Genomic DNA, 14,213 nt, shown 5'->3' on the forward strand with positions numbered 1-14,213 from the left:
GAAAAACACCCCCCCCCCCCCCCACCCGCCCCCCCCCCCCCCCCCCCCCCCCCCCCCCCCCCCCCCCCCCCCCCGCCCCCCCCTCCCCCCCCCCCCCCCCCCCCCCCCCCCCCCTCGGCCGTGAGATGGTCGCGCATGCCGGTCAGGTCGGCGCGGGAGTAGTCGAAGATCGTGTCGTCGATGTCCCAGAGGACCGCGCGGATGGCCATACGCCGACGGTACCGCCCGGCATTCGGCTCGGCATGGGGCCGAGACTACGCCGCCAGCTTCGCCAGCGCCGCGTCGATGCGGGTCAGGGTCTTCTCCTTGCCCAGGATCTCCAGGGACTCGAAGAGCGGCAGGCCGACCGTGCGGCCGGTGACGGCCACGCGGACCGGGGCCTGGGCCTTGCCGAGCTTCAGGCCGTGCTCCTCGCCGGCGGCCAGGACGGCGGCCTTGAGGGACTCGGGGTCGCTCCAGTCGGCCGTCTCCAGCTTGGCGCGGGCGGTCGTCAGCAGGGCCGCCGGCTCGCCCTTCATGGCCTTGTCCCACGAGGGCTGGTCGAAGACCGGCTCGGGCAGGAAGAGGAAGTCCACGTTGGCCGTGATGTCCGAGAGGACGGTCAGCCGGGTCTGGGCGTGCGGCGCGATGGCCTCCCAGGCGGCGCGGTCGAAGTCCTCGGGCGCCCAGTTGGCGTGCGGGGCCTGGAGCCAGGGCTCGCAGGCCGCGGCGAAGGCCTTCACGTCCAGCATGCGGATGTGGTCGGCGTTGATCGCCTCGGCCTTCTTCAGGTCGAAGCGCGCCGGGTTGGCGTTGACGTCGGCGATGTCGAACTTCTCCACCATCTGCTCGATGGTGAAGATGTCCTGGTCCGCCGAGAACGACCAGCCCAGGAGGGACAGGTAGTTCAGCAGGCCCTCGGGGAGGAAGCCGCGCTCCCGGTAGAGGTTGAGGGAGGCCTGCGGGTCGCGCTTGGAGAGCTTCTTGTTGCCCTCTCCCATCACGTACGGCAGGTGGCCGAACTGCGGGATCTCCTTGGCGATGCCCAGCTCGATCAGCGCCTTGTAGAGCGCGATCTGGCGCGGGGTGGAGGAGAGCAGGTCCTCGCCGCGCAGGACGTGGGTGATCTCCATCAGCGCGTCGTCGACCGGGTTGACCAGGGTGTACAGCGGGGCGCCGTTGGCGCGCACGATGCCGTAGTCCGGGACGTTGTCCGGGGTGAAGGTGAGCTCGCCGCGGACCAGGTCGGTGAAGGTGATCGGCTCGTCGGGCATCTTGAAGCGGACGATCGACTCGCGGCCCTCGGAGCGGTAGCGCTCGATGCGCTCGGCGCTCAGGTTGCGGCAGGTGCCGTCGTAGCCGGACGGCTTGCCGGCCAGGCGGGCGGCGTCACGACGGGCCTCCAGCTCCACGGCGGTGCAGAAGCAGTGGTACGCGTGGCCGGCGGCGAGCAGCTTCTCGGCGACGTCCCGGTAGATGTCCATCCGCTGCGACTGGCGGTACGGCTCGTGGGGGCCGCCCACCTCCGGGCCCTCGTCCCAGTCGAGACCGAGCCAGCGCATCGAGTCGAGCAGCTGGTTGTACGACTCCTCGGAGTCGCGCGCCGCGTCGGTGTCCTCGATACGGAAGACCATGGTGCCCTGGTTGTGCCGGGCGAAGGCCCAGTTGAAGAGGGCGGTGCGGACCAGACCCACGTGGGGGTTGCCGGTCGGCGAGGGACAGAAACGGACGCGGATGTTCGCGTTAGCCACGCTTGATCACCTTGTTGGTGAGAGTGCCGATGCCTTCGATGGTGACGGCGACCTCGTCGCCGACGTTGAGCGGTCCGACCCCGGCCGGAGTGCCGGTGAGGATGACGTCGCCCGGGAGCAGCGTCATGGCCTCGGTGATGTGGACGACCAGGTCCTCGATGGAGCGGATCATGTCGCTCGTACGACCGAGTTGGCGCTGTTCGCCGTTGACCGTGGCCTGGATGGTGAGGTCGCTCGGGTCGAGGTCGGTCTCCACCCAGGGGCCCAGCGGGCAGCTGGTGTCGAAGCCCTTGGCCCGGGCCCACTGCTTCTCGCGCTGCTGCGCGTCGCGGGCGGTCACGTCGTTGGCGCAGGTGTAGCCGAAGATGACGTCCTTGACCCGCTCGCGGGGAACCTCGCGGCACATGCGGCCGATGACCACGGCCAGTTCGGCCTCGTGGTGCAGTTCGTTCGAGAAGGAGGGGTACTCGATGGCGTCGCCGGGGCCGATGACCGAGGTGGTCGGCTTGAAGAAGGCGACGGGCACGTCGGGGACCTCGTTGCCGAGTTCGGCGGCGTGCTCCGCGTAGTTGCGGCCGATGGCCACGACCTTGTTGGGGAGCACGGGCGGCAGGAGCCGTACCTTGCTGAGCGGGACCTTGGTGCCGCTGAGCTCGAAGTCGGTGTACGGGATGCCCTTGATGATGTCGAGGACGAGACCGCCGGACTCGACGGTTCCCTCGCCCTCGACGGCGCCGAAGGCGACATTGCCGTCGATGGAGAATCTGGCGATGCGCACGAGTGCTGTCGCCCCTCACTTGGTACTGGCTGGAGTCTGACGCTCCAGGCTAACGCGGTGAGGGGCCGCTGACGCCGTATTACTGTGCGGGCTGCGCCGCTTCGGGGGCGGTCATGAGGACCGTGCGGCGGGGGTTGGCCGTCTGGGTGGGGAGGTCGAGCGCGTGCTCCGGCTGGGCACCCCGGCCGAGCAGCTCGGCGTCCTCGAGGTGCGCGAGCGTGGTGCGGCGGGGGTTCGCCGTGGAACGGAGCAGCATCGTCGTCTTCGTCATCAGGAGAAGGCCTCTACAGAACAGGGGGTTATGTAAAGCGTCAGGCTAAACGTGCAATTCCCTTCGAATGCATGGGGAAGACAACGATCTAGGTGTGAGTTTGCTCACCACCACAGTGATAATTCCGGCATTACGGACCGTCACCAGGGGGCACGGAAACGGACATTGCACCACTGAATGCTCCATTCCGCTCCTGATCATCGCGACTGGGACACTCGGCCTCCATGACTCTTTGGAGGTAATACGCCCGATTCCTCCGTGATCATCTTCTACGTGGGGTGACGTGATGTTCACGGGTTGTTATGCCGTCCGACACCCGGCACGCGGCCCTTGTTGGAGATCCGGCACTGTGCTGGAATTCCACGCACCGCCGCGGTTTCAAGCCGGCGCGCAGGGGGCGCAACGCAGCGCCGGGTGAGCGGCGGGAAGGGGGAACTGCGCCGGTCATCGACGACCACCAAGGGGCGCATTCGCGTCCCGAGACGCCGACACCGTCCACTCCGTTCACGCGGAAGGACGCCTGGTCCAGAGGTTGCGACGCTAGTGCAGGGACGATTCAAGAGGGATGGCAGCAACGCTGCCGCGGAGCAGGAGCCTCGCGCCGGGACCGACCGCGGTTCCTCGGCCCAGCACGCCCAGAAGCCTGGCAAGGGTGCGGCAGGCGGTGACAGCACCACGGCCGCAGCCGCCGAGCCCACCGCCCCGGCCGCCAAGAAGCCCAGGGGCGAGAACGAGGTCGGGCCGCGAATAGCCCTGCGCAACTGGCGCATCTCGACGCGTCTGGTCGCCCTGCTGACCCTCCCCGTGGTCGCGGCCACCAGCCTCGGCGGCATCCGTATCAGCGAGTCGCTCCAGGACATGGAGCAGCTCGACCACATGCAGCTGCTCACCAAGCTGACCGAAGAGGCGACCGACCTCGCCAAGGCCCTCCAGGCCGAGCGCGACCTGTCCGCCGGTCCGCTGGCCAACGGCAAGCCCGCCACCGACTACCAGGTCGCCAACCCGCGCAAGAACACGGACCGGGCCCAGAAGGCGTTCATGGACGCCACCGCGGAGATCCCGGCCACCGAGGGCGACGAGGCGCTGCAGAGCATCCGCCAGAACGTCAGCCAGATCGCGTCCCAGGTCGTCCAGATCGGCGGCATCCGCCAGGAGGCGTACAAGCCCGGCGTCGCGCACTCGGTGACGGTCGAGGCGTACAGCCGTCTCATCCGCTCGCTGCTCAGCCTCTCCCAGGACATGGCGCAGGCGACCAGCAACCCCGAGATGATCAAGCGGACCCGGGCCCTCGCGGCCTTCTCGTCCGCCAAGGAGTACGCCTCCGTCCAGCAGGCGATCATCGCCTCCGCGCTCCCGGCGAGCGACAGCCGCCCCGGCAAGCTGGAGCAGGGCGACCGCCTCTACGGCTACGCGGCCCAGCAGGGCGAGAAGGTCGAGCTCAAGCAGTTCCAGACCATCTACGAGTCGGCCGGCGGCGACGCCGACGAGCTGACCAGCACGCTGACGACCGGCAACCCGTCCATCGACGCCGCCGACAAGTACGCGGACCGGGTGCTGTCCATCGACTCCGGCATGGCCGGCCGCGCCCCGCGCGGTCACCTGAACTTCACGGACGAGTACGGCACCAAGATCGCGGCCATGACCGTCATCGAGGCCGACCTCCTCGACAAGATGGAGACCAAGGCCCGTGAGCTGCGGGCCGAGTCGCAGCGCGAAGCGATCATCAACGGTGCGCTGATCCTGCTCGTCCTCGGCGTCTCCCTCGTCGGCGCCTTCGTCGTGGCCCGGTCCATGATCCGGTCGCTGCGCCGGCTCCAGGACACCGCCACCAAGGTCGCCCAGGACCGTCTGCCCGAGCTCGTCAAGCAGCTCTCCGAGTCCGACCCGCAGGACGTCGACACCTCCGTCGAGTCCGTCGGTGTGCACTCCCGGGACGAGATCGGCCAGGTGGCCGCGGCCTTCGACGACGTGCACCGCGAGGCGGTCCGCCTCGCCGCCGAGCAGGCCCTGCTGCGGGGCAACGTCAACGCGATGTTCACCAACCTCTCGCGCCGCTCCCAGGGCCTCATCCAGCGTCAGCTCTCGCTCATCTCCGAGCTGGAGTCCCGCGAGGCCGACCCGGACCAGCTCTCCTCGCTCTTCAAGCTCGACCACCTCGCCACCCGCATGCGGCGTAACGGTGAGAACCTCCTCGTCCTCGCCGGTGAGGAGCCGGGCCGCCGGTGGACCCGTCCGGTCCCGCTGGTCGACGTGCTCCGTGCCGCCGCCTCCGAGGTGGAGCAGTACGAGCGCATCGAACTGGCCGCCGTGCCCGCGACCGAGGTCGCCGGCCGCGTCGTCAACGACCTCGTGCACCTCCTCGCCGAGCTGCTCGAGAACGCCACCTCGTTCTCCTCGCCGCAGACCAAGGTCCGCGTCACCGGTCACGCGCTGCCCGACGGCCGCGTCCTCGTCGAGATCCACGACACCGGCATCGGCCTCTCCCCCGAGGACCTCGCCGCGATCAACGAGCGGCTGGCGTCGCCGCCCACCGTGGACGTCTCCGTCTCCCGCCGCATGGGTCTGTTCGTGGTCGGCCGCCTGTCCCTGCGACACGGCATCCGGATCCAGCTCCGCCCGTCGGACTCCGGCGGCACCACCGCGCTCGTCATGCTCCCGGTCGACGTCGCCCACGGCGGCAAGAAGCCGGCCCCCAAGCCGGGTGCCGGTGGCCAGGGTGCGATGCCGCAGGGCGCGTCCGCTCCCGGTGGCCGTCTGACCGGTGGTCCCGGTGCGGCCGGCGGTCCCGGTGCCGGTGGCCGTCCGGGCCTCGGCGGGGCGCCGTCGGCGTCGTCCGCCGGTCGGCTCGGTGCCGGTGCCGCCACCGCCCGTGGTCAGGTCGGCGCGGGCAGCGGTCCGCGTGCCGCGCTGCCCGGCCAGAGCAGTGCGCAGGGCCAGGCTCCGCAGCAGCCTCAGGGCCCGCAGACCGCGCAGATGCCGCAGGTCTCCGCCGAGCCGCAGCGGCCGGGCCTCGGCGCCGGTGGCTTCGGCGGTGCGCAGAGCGCCATCCCGTCCCGTACGGACGTCTGGGGCGGTCAGGGCAACCAGGGCGGCCAGAACAACCAGGGCCGGAACAACGGCCAGGGCCAGGGCCGGCAGTCGCCGCAGCAGGGTCAGAGCAACCAGGCCCCGCAGGGCGGCCGTCCCGGCCAGAACAACGGCCAGAGCACCCAGAACAACGGCTTCCCGCGCGCCGAACTGCCCGGCGGCACCCCCCAGCCGCAGCGCCCGCAGGCCGCGAGCTGGGGCAACGACCAGGCGCAGCCGGTCCGCCGCCAGCAGCAGGAGATGTCGCCGCTGGACGCCCCGCGCGGTCACGAGGAGCCGGAGAGCCGGGGCCAGTACGCCTCGCCCGCGCCTCAGGGACCGGGCTCCACGGGCCAGTTCCCGCGCCCCGACCTCGGGCAGCAGGCCCCGCACGCGTACCAGGCCGGACCGCAGGACGCGGCGTCCACCGCCCAGTTCCCGCGCCCGGACTTCGGACAGCAGCAGGCCCCGCAGCAGCAGGCCCCGCAGGGCTACCAGCAGCAGGCCCCCCAGGCCCCGGCCCCGCGCCAGCGCGGCGGCGGCGACTACGGTGCGCCCCGCCCGGCCGGAAACCTGCCGCAGCAGCCGCAGCAGCCCCAGCTCCAGCAGCCCCGCCAGCCCGAGGCCCTGCCTCCGGCCGGCAGCTCGGCGGAAGCGCGTACCCCGCTGTACGACACCCTGGAGACCAACTGGTTCCACCAGAGCCAGGGCGGCCAGGGTCAGGGTCAGCAGGGCCAGGGCGGAACGCAGCAGACCTCGCAGACCCCCGCCGTACCCCCGCAGCCCGCTCCCCCGGCGCGGCGCCCCGCCCCGCAGGGCGACGGCAACGGCGGTCAGCAGCAGGCCGGGCCCGCCTCCTGGCGGACCTCGCCCAACGACGAGCTGGTGCGCCAGGCCGAGCGGGTCCGCAAGCCGGCCGCCGGCGGGATCACCACCTCCGGGCTTCCGAAGCGCGTTCCGCGCGCCAACCTCGTACCCGGGACCGCACAGGAGCAGGCTCACACGGCCGGCCCCCAGGTCTCGCGTGCACCCGATGACGTCCGCGGCCGGCTCACCAATCTGCGCCGCGGCATCCAGCAGGGCCGTCAGGCGGGCAACTCCACCACGGGCAGCTTCCACGTCGGCCCCACCCACCAGCAGGAGCATTAGTTGAGCGCGATGAGCCAGGCGGCGCAGAATCTGAACTGGTTGATCACCAACTTCGTGGACAACACCCCCGGGGTGTCCCACACGGTGGTGGTCTCCGCCGACGGGCTGCTCCTTGCCATGTCGGAAGGCTTCCCCCGCGACCGCGCCGACCAGCTGGCGGCGGTCGCGTCCGGACTGACCTCGCTGACCGCGGGCGCGTCCCGGATCTTCGAGGGCGGACCCGTCGCGCAGACGGTCGTGGAGATGGAGCGCGGCTTCCTCTTCCTGATGTCCGTCTCCGACGGTTCCTCGCTGGCCGTGCTCGCCCACCCGGAGTGCGACATCGGCCTCGTGGGCTACGAGATGACGCTGCTGGTCGACCGGGCCGGCAGTGTCCTCACCCCGGACCTCCGCGCCGAGCTCCAGGGCAGCCTGCTGCACTAGACACGTATCGACAGGGCGGTACGCCCCTCCGTGCCGCCCTGGGTATCAAGAAACCGTCCGGCCGCCCCACCCGGCCCCCCACCGGCCCCATCAGACGGCATGATCTCGTGCCGTCACGCCCGGAGGATTCATGACCCCGCCCCCCGCCTCTCACGATCCGTACGGCGGCTCGCTCGACGAGTCGTACGGACATGAGGGCGACCAGCCGCTGGTCCGGCCCTACGCGATGACCGGCGGCCGGACCAGGCCGCGGTACCAACTCGCCATAGAGGCCCTGGTCAGCACGACGGCCGACCCGGCGCACCTCGCCACCCTGCTCCCGGAGCACCAGCGGATCTGCCACCTGTGCCGTGAGGTCAAGTCGGTGGCCGAGGTCTCGGCGCTGCTGTCGATGCCGCTCGGTGTGGCCCGGATCCTCGTCGCCGACCTGGCGGAGGCGGGCATGGTGGCGATCCACCAGCCGGGCAACGGAGAGGCCGGCGGCACGCCGGACGTGACACTGCTCGAAAGGGTGCTCAGTGGACTTCGCAAGCTCTAGCGGCGGTGCGGCCCGTTCCACCACCAGCGCGAAGATCGTGGTGGCGGGTGGCTTCGGCGTGGGCAAGACCACGTTCGTCGGCGCCGTCTCGGAGATCGACCCGCTGCGTACCGAGGCCGTGATGACCTCGGCCTCGGCCGGTATCGACGATCTGACGCACACCGGGGACAAGACCACCACGACGGTGGCGATGGACTTCGGCCGTATCACCCTGGACCAGGACCTGATCCTGTACCTCTTCGGTACGCCGGGCCAGGACCGGTTCTGGTTCATGTGGGACGACCTGGTGCGCGGCGCGATCGGCGCCGTGGTCCTGGTCGACACGCGCCGTCTCGCCGACTGCTTCCCCGCGGTCGACTACTTCGAGAACAGCGGCCTGCCGTTCGTCATCGCGCTGAACGGCTTCGAGGGCCATCAGCCGTACACGCCCGAGGAGGTCCGCGAGGCCCTCCAGATCGGCCCCGGCACCCCGATCATCACGACCGACGCCCGCCACCGGGCGGACGCCAAGAGCGCGCTCATCACGCTTGTGGAGCATGCGCTGATGGCACGACTCAAGTAGGAGAACCCGTACGGAAGTTGTCGTACGCCCTTCGAGGGGCGGCCTGTGTCCTTTGACACGGTCCGCCCCCGGGTTCATAACGTTTCGACAGAGAATTGGGGCGGCGCGGACACCCGACGCATCCGATCGGTACCACTGCGCTCACATGAGCCCCGTCATTTGGCGGGGCTCGTTCTTTATGCCCGTTTTATCTATGGCCTTGAGCGACGAAACCCGGAGCTCAGGGCTGTTTGGAGGGGACCCCCTTCACGTGCTGCAATTCATGAACTCCCGAGTAGTACGGCCCTGAACGAAACACGGCACAACGTAGGTGCCGACGCCGAGAGGTTGTTGGTCGAGTGAGGCGAAGCAAGGAAAGCTCCGCGGAGCAGCAGGCGCGAGGCAACTTCACGCCGCCGGCACGCACGATGGCGTTTCCCGCCGAGGTGCCCGCGACGCCCCCGTCCGGCACGGGCAGCCAGAGCAAGCTGTCCCCGCGCAACTGGCGGGTGCCGACCAGGCTGAACGCGATCCTCCTCATACCCGTGCTGGTCGGCCTCGTCATGGGCGGCTTCCAGGTGAACGGGGCGATCGACACCTGGCAGGAGGCGCAGAACGCCGAGAAGACGGCGCGCATCGTGCGCGCCGCCTCGGAGTACAGCCAGGCGCTGCTCAACGAGCGCGACCTGACCGCCGTTCCCCTGCTGACGGCCAAGACCGCCGAGGACCGCAAGAGCGACGAGGTGGCCAAGGCGTACGCCGCCACCGACGCCGCCAAGGTCAAGTTCGACGAGGCCATCAAGGACATGCCGGAGGGCGAGGGCCTGGAGCGCCGCCTGAAGCTGTTCCAGGACGAGGAGCCCAAGCTCGAGAAGCTCCGCCAGGCCGCGTACACGCGCGCCCTGGACCCGGTGAACACCCAGCTCGGCTACACCGGCGTCCAGCACTACCTGCTGGAGTTCTCCAACGAGCTCGGGCTCGGCACGGGCAACATCACCGCCTACGGCCGTACGGTCTACGCCATCCAGCTCGCCAAGGCCGCCGAGTCGCTGCAGCGCTCGATCGGCACCCAGCTCCTGGTCCGGCCCAGCCAGAAGGCCGACGTCTTCGCCCAGCAGTCGGTCGCGTTCAACTCGTACAACTACCTGGAGCAGATCGCTCTCGGCGAGTACAACTCCGGCGGCACCCAGGCGGACGTGGACCGGCTGAAGCAGGTCATGTCCGAGCGGGCGGCCGAGGGCGCCAAGAGGATGGAGGCGGCCGGGATCACGCTGCCCAAGGGCCCCGACGGCTCCGTCTTCACCGGTCTCGCCCGGGAGATCGGTGCCGCGAAGGACGCCGACGGGATCAAGGACCTCCAGAAGAAGGGCATCACGCGCGACACCTGGATGGCCGTGGCCACCGGCAAGTTCGACGGCTACACCGAGGTCGAGAAGGAGCTCGTCGACAAGGCCGTGAACGAGGCCGCCGAGATCTCCTCGGACGCCAAGACCGAAGCCTTCGTCGTCGGTGGCTCCGTCGTCATCGCCCTCCTCGCCGCCTTCATCCTGGCCGGTCTCATCGCCCGCCAGATGAGCCGCTCCATGCGCGAGCTGCGCACCGCCGCCTTCGCCGTCGCCGAGCAGCGCCTGCCGATGCTCGTCGACCAGCTCTCGAGGACCGAGCCGGGCCGGGTCGACACCCGCGTTCAGCCCATCCCGATCGACTCCCAGGACGAGATCGGCGAGGTCGCCCGCGCCTTCGACCAGGTCCACCGCGAGGCCGTCCGGCTCGCCGCCGAGCAGGCCATGCTGCGGGGCAACGTCAACGCGATCTTCACCAACCTCTCGCGCCGCAACCAGTCGCTGATCGAGGGCCAGCTGACCCTCATCACCGACCTGGAGAACAACGAGGCCGACCCGGACCAGCTGGAGAACCTCTTCAAGCTGGACCACCTGGCCACCCGTATGCGCCGCAACGGCGAGAACCTCCTCGTCCTCGCCGGCGAGGAGCCGGGCCGCCGCTGGGACCAGCCGGTGCCGCTGGTCGACGTCATGCGCGCCGCCTCCTCCGAGGTGGAGCAGTACGAGCGCATCGAGCTGGCCGGTGTCCCGGAGGCCGAGATCCACGGCCAGGCCGTGACCGACCTCGTGCACCTGCTCGCCGAGCTCCTGGAGAACGCCACCACGTTTTCCTCCCCGCAGACCAAGGTCCGCGTCACCGCGACCCGGCTGCCCGACGGCCGCGTGATGGTCGAGATCCACGACAAGGGCATCGGCCTGACCGCCGAGGACTTCGCGGACATCAACCACAAGCTGGCCAACCCGCCGACCGTGGACGCCGCCGTCTCGCAGCGCATGGGCCTGTTCGTGGTCGGCCGGCTGGCCGACCGGCACGGCATCCGCGTCCAGCTCCGCCCCTCGGGCGAGCAGGCCGGCACGACGTCGCTCGTCATGCTGCCGGACGCGATCACCCACGGTGGTGGTGGCGAGGCCCTGCCGCAGGACGACTTCACGGTCTCGCAGATCATCCCGCAACAGCAGCAGCACGCCTTCGAGCCGATGCAGCAGCAGCCGATGCGGACCGCGGCCGAACTCGGCTTCGACGACTCGCGCTACGAGCAGCAGGGCGAGGAGCGCCAGCTCGACCCGGTCAACCGCTCGCTCCAGCGCGAGGAGCGCCGGGCCGCCCTGGAGGCGCAGGCGCAGGGCGGCGAGCGTCCGATGTTCCGGGACGAGGTCGACCCCTCGCACCAGGGCTACGGGCAGCAGGAGCAGGAGTACGGCCAGGAGTACGGCCAGGAGCAGGAGTACGGGCAGGAGTACGCGCCCGACTACGGCCGGCAGGCTCAGCAGCACGACGGCTACGACTACCCCCAGCAGGGCTACGACGGCTACGGCCAGCCCGCCGGCGGGTACGCCGAGTCCGGCTATGCGGAAGCGGCCTACCAGGGCCAGGAGACGGGCCAGGCGTCCTACGAGCACGCGTACGAGCCCCAGGGCCAGCAGGCCGAGTGGGCGAATCAGAACGCGTATCAGGGCGGCTACGAGCAGAGTTACGGAGCGGAAGCGGAATCTGCTCCGAGCGCTCCCGAACCGGCCTCTGAGCGCGTAGGCTTCGACCGTCCGGGTTCGACTCCGAACCCCACCCCGGACGCCGGCCACGCGCTGACCGACTCCGGTCTGCCGCGCCGCGGCGGCACCGCCGCTCAGGGCCCGCAGCCCACGCGGCAGCCGACCCAGCAGCCGGTCCAGCAGCCGGCGCCGGTCCAGCAGAACGAGGCCGACGGTTCCGAAGAGTGGCGCTCGACGAACGACGAGCGCTGGCAGCGGGCCGAGAAGCTCCGCGAGCCGAAGGCGGGCGGGGTCACCTCCTCCGGTCTTCCGCGGCGGGTCCCGAAGGCCAATCTGGTCGAGGGCACGGCGGAGCAGACCCCGCAGGGCGGCCCCCAGGTCTCCCGCAACCCTGAGGACGTCCGGGGCAGGTTGAGCAACCTGCGCCGCGGTGTCCAGCAGGGACGCACCGCGGGAACGGACACGAACGGATCGGGCCTCGGCCCGGGCAGTACCTACAACCAGGAGCGTTAGTGTGAGCATGAGCCAGGCGGCGCAGAATCTGAACTGGTTGATCACCAACTTCGTGGACAACACCCCCGGGGTGTCGCACACGGTGGTGGTCTCCGCCGACGGACTCCTGCTGGCGATGTCCGAGGGCTTCCCCCGGGACAGAGCCGACCAGCTGGCGGCCGTCGCCTCCGGACTGACCTCGCTGACCGCGGGCGCGTCCCGGATCTTCGAGGGCGGTGCGGTCAACCAGACGGTCGTGGAGATGGAGCGCGGCTTCCTCTTCATCATGTCGATCTCGGACGGCTCCTCGCTGGCCGTGCTCGCGCACCCCGAGGCCGACATCGGCCTCGTGGGCTACGAGATGGCCCTGCTCGTCGACCGCGCGGGCAGTGTCCTGACTCCTGACCTCCGGGCGGAACTTCAGGGAAGTCTTCTCAACTAACAGACAGACAGTGCGTTTCACGCCACCGCACCGTAAGGTGCGGTGGCGCGGCTCCACAGGGACATGGACCGCGAGGCAGTCGGAGGAGGAGACGTGGGGACACCCCCGGGCGGACACCCGTACAACGGTTTTGACGCGCAGGCACAGGCAGACTCGGCGCAGAACCGGTTCAACTTCCCCTCTGCCCCGAGCAGACAGGGCATGCAGCAAGGCATGCAGCAGCCCTACCAGCACCCGCAGGCGCAGTCGGCGCCCATGGGTGGGCCCGCGCCCCAGCGGTCTGCGGGTGGTGCAGGGCGGCAGGGCGGGAACCACAACCCGCTGGTGCGCCCGTACGCCATGACCGGCGGCCGGACCCGGCCGCGTTACCAGCTCGCCATCGAGGCGCTGGTCAGTACGACGGCCGATCCGGCCCGGCTGCAGGGGCAGTTGCCCGAGCACCAGCGGATCTGCCGACTGTGCTTCGAGATCAAGTCGGTGGCCGAGATCTCGGCACTTCTCTCCATTCCCCTCGGCGTTGCCCGGATTCTCGTCGCCGACCTGGCCGAGGCCGGACTTGTCGCCATCCACCAGCCCGGCGGCGACGAGGCCGCCGGCGGTCAGCCAGACGTGACACTGCTCGAAAGGGTGCTCAGTGGACTTCGCAAGCTCTAGCGGCGGCGCGGCCCGTTCAACCACCAGCGCGAAGATCGTGGTGGCGGGTGGCTTCGGCGTGGGCAAGACCACGTTCGTCGGCGCCGTCTCGGAGATCAACCCGCTGCGTACCGAGGCCGTCATGACGTCTGCGTCGGCGGGCATCGACGACCTCACGCACACCGGCGACAAGACGACGACGACTGTCGCGATGGACTTCGGCCGTATCACCCTGGACCAGGACCTGATCCTGTACCTCTTCGGTACGCCCGGTCAGGACCGCTTCTGGTTCATGTGGGACGACCTGGTGCGCGGCGCGATCGGCGCCGTCGTGCTTGTCGACACGCGCCGTCTCGCCGACTGCTTCCCGGCGGTCGACTACTTCGAGAACAGCGGCCTGCCGTTCGTCATCGCGCTGAACGGGTTCGACGGCCACCAGCCGTACAACCCGGAGGAGGTCCGCGAGGCCCTCCAGATCGGCCCGGACACCCCGATCATCACCACGGACGCCCGCCACCGCGCGGACGCCAAGAGCGCGCTCATCACCCTGGTAGAGCACGCCCTGATGGCCCGCCTGCGGTAGCCGTCCCGACGGGTTGTACGTACGAAGGCCCCGCGCACCGAACCGGTGCGCGGGGCCTTTGCGTTCCCCCACCACCTCCGTTGTGGGCGGCCATGGCGAAGGCCCCCGTCCCTTGCGGGAGCGGGGGCCTTCGGGGGTGTTGGGGTCAGCCCTGCCAGGAGTGGGAGGGGCGGAAGCCCGACTGGCGTTCCAGGCGGCGCCAGCCAGCCGTCGAACGGCCCTCGTGGGAGGTCTCGGCGGGCTGGGCGGCGGCGCGGGCGAGGAGGACCGCGGTGATCGCGGCGAGCTCCTCGGGGTCGGCGTGGCCCTTCTCGACACGGAGAAGGTTCGCAGGACTCGTCATGAAGGGCTCCTCTTACTGAGGCGGGTTGCCGTGCTTGCGGGACGGCAGGTCGGCGTGCTTGGTACGGAGCATCGCCAGGGACCGGATGAGGACCTCCCGGGTCTCCGCGGGGTCGATCACGTCGTCGACCAGACCGCGCTCCGCGGCGTAGTACGGGTGCATCAGCTCGGC

The 14,213-nt window shown here is 70.3% G+C and carries 13 protein-coding genes and 1 pseudogene; 8 read left to right on the plus strand and 6 right to left on the minus strand.

The window, feature by feature from the left end:
* Window positions 1-110: 110 nt before the first annotated feature.
* From ACZ4VI_RS25080 to ACZ4VI_RS25095, 4 genes and pseudogenes are all read right to left on the minus strand, one after another.
* Window positions 111-209 (minus strand): annotated as a pseudogene (locus ACZ4VI_RS25080) (HAD family hydrolase); the annotation flags it as partial.
* A 45-nt stretch (window positions 210-254) separates the two neighbouring features.
* Complete coding sequence (gene gltX / locus ACZ4VI_RS25085; RefSeq protein WP_468002580.1) at window positions 255-1,730, minus strand: glutamate--tRNA ligase; 1,476 nt, start codon at window positions 1,728-1,730, stop codon at window positions 255-257.
* Window positions 1,723-2,508, minus strand: a complete 786-nt coding sequence (locus tag ACZ4VI_RS25090) for a fumarylacetoacetate hydrolase family protein (protein ID WP_041131422.1) — start codon at window positions 2,506-2,508, stop codon at window positions 1,723-1,725. The genes gltX and ACZ4VI_RS25090 overlap by 8 nt, the downstream gene beginning before the upstream one ends.
* Before the next feature lie 79 nt (window positions 2,509-2,587).
* Window positions 2,588-2,779: a hypothetical protein gene (locus ACZ4VI_RS25095; protein ID WP_468002582.1), complete on the minus strand. Its 192-nt coding sequence runs from the start codon at window positions 2,777-2,779 to the stop codon at window positions 2,588-2,590.
* Window positions 2,780-3,322: 543 nt separating this feature from the next.
* Here ACZ4VI_RS25095 and ACZ4VI_RS25100 point away from each other — a divergent pair.
* From ACZ4VI_RS25100 to ACZ4VI_RS25135, 8 genes are all read left to right on the plus strand, one after another.
* Window positions 3,323-6,994 carry a sensor histidine kinase gene (locus ACZ4VI_RS25100; protein WP_468002584.1) on the plus strand — a complete coding sequence of 1,224 codons (3,672 nt, stop codon included), beginning with the start codon at window positions 3,323-3,325 and terminating at the stop codon, window positions 6,992-6,994.
* A gap of 9 nt (window positions 6,995-7,003) precedes the next feature.
* A complete protein-coding gene (locus tag ACZ4VI_RS25105; RefSeq protein ID WP_030325548.1) occupies window positions 7,004-7,417 on the plus strand; it encodes a roadblock/LC7 domain-containing protein in 414 nt (137 codons plus the stop codon).
* A gap of 130 nt (window positions 7,418-7,547) precedes the next feature.
* Window positions 7,548-7,955 (plus strand): DUF742 domain-containing protein, encoded by a 408-nt coding sequence (locus tag ACZ4VI_RS25110; protein WP_468002586.1) that lies wholly within the window; start codon window positions 7,548-7,550, stop codon window positions 7,953-7,955.
* Window positions 7,936-8,517, plus strand: a complete 582-nt coding sequence (locus tag ACZ4VI_RS25115; protein ID WP_468002588.1) for a GTP-binding protein — start codon at window positions 7,936-7,938, stop codon at window positions 8,515-8,517. Before ACZ4VI_RS25110 ends, ACZ4VI_RS25115 begins: the two co-directional genes overlap by 20 nt.
* Before the next feature lie 338 nt (window positions 8,518-8,855).
* Window positions 8,856-12,062 carry a sensor histidine kinase gene (locus tag ACZ4VI_RS25120; protein ID WP_468002590.1) on the plus strand — a complete coding sequence of 1,069 codons (3,207 nt, stop codon included), beginning with the start codon at window positions 8,856-8,858 and terminating at the stop codon, window positions 12,060-12,062.
* 7 nt (window positions 12,063-12,069) lie between these two features.
* A complete protein-coding gene (locus tag ACZ4VI_RS25125) occupies window positions 12,070-12,483 on the plus strand; it encodes a roadblock/LC7 domain-containing protein (RefSeq protein ID WP_005311461.1) in 414 nt (137 codons plus the stop codon).
* 93 nt (window positions 12,484-12,576) lie between these two features.
* Window positions 12,577-13,137, plus strand: coding sequence for a DUF742 domain-containing protein (locus tag ACZ4VI_RS25130; protein WP_468002592.1), 561 nt, complete (start codon window positions 12,577-12,579; stop codon window positions 13,135-13,137).
* Window positions 13,118-13,699 (plus strand): GTP-binding protein, encoded by a 582-nt coding sequence (locus tag ACZ4VI_RS25135; protein WP_050791473.1) that lies wholly within the window; start codon window positions 13,118-13,120, stop codon window positions 13,697-13,699. The genes ACZ4VI_RS25130 and ACZ4VI_RS25135 overlap by 20 nt, the downstream gene beginning before the upstream one ends.
* Before the next feature lie 145 nt (window positions 13,700-13,844).
* Here the strand turns inward: ACZ4VI_RS25135 and ACZ4VI_RS25140 are convergent, their stop codons facing one another.
* Window positions 13,845-14,042 (minus strand): acyl-CoA carboxylase subunit epsilon, encoded by a 198-nt coding sequence (locus ACZ4VI_RS25140; RefSeq protein ID WP_468002594.1) that lies wholly within the window; start codon window positions 14,040-14,042, stop codon window positions 13,845-13,847.
* Window positions 14,043-14,054: 12 nt separating this feature from the next.
* The coding region (locus ACZ4VI_RS25145; protein WP_468002613.1) for a carboxyl transferase domain-containing protein at window positions 14,055-14,213 on the minus strand (159 nt) is incomplete at its 5' end.

Source organism: Streptomyces sp. NPDC029169 (genome assembly GCF_055563935.1).

Excerpts from the sequence above, each read along its gene's own strand:
- ACZ4VI_RS25105 (WP_030325548.1), top strand. The coding sequence starts at position 7,004 with ATGAGCCAGGCGGCGCAGAATCTGAACTGGTTGATCACCAACTTCGTG.
- ACZ4VI_RS25140 (WP_468002594.1), bottom strand. The coding sequence starts at position 14,042 with ATGACGAGTCCTGCGAACCTTCTCCGTGTCGAGAAGGGCCACGCCGAC.
- ACZ4VI_RS25110 (WP_468002586.1), top strand. The coding sequence starts at position 7,548 with ATGACCCCGCCCCCCGCCTCTCACGATCCGTACGGCGGCTCGCTCGAC.
- ACZ4VI_RS25095 (WP_468002582.1), bottom strand. The coding sequence starts at position 2,779 with ATGACGAAGACGACGATGCTGCTCCGTTCCACGGCGAACCCCCGCCGC.
- ACZ4VI_RS25125 (WP_005311461.1), top strand. The coding sequence starts at position 12,070 with ATGAGCCAGGCGGCGCAGAATCTGAACTGGTTGATCACCAACTTCGTG.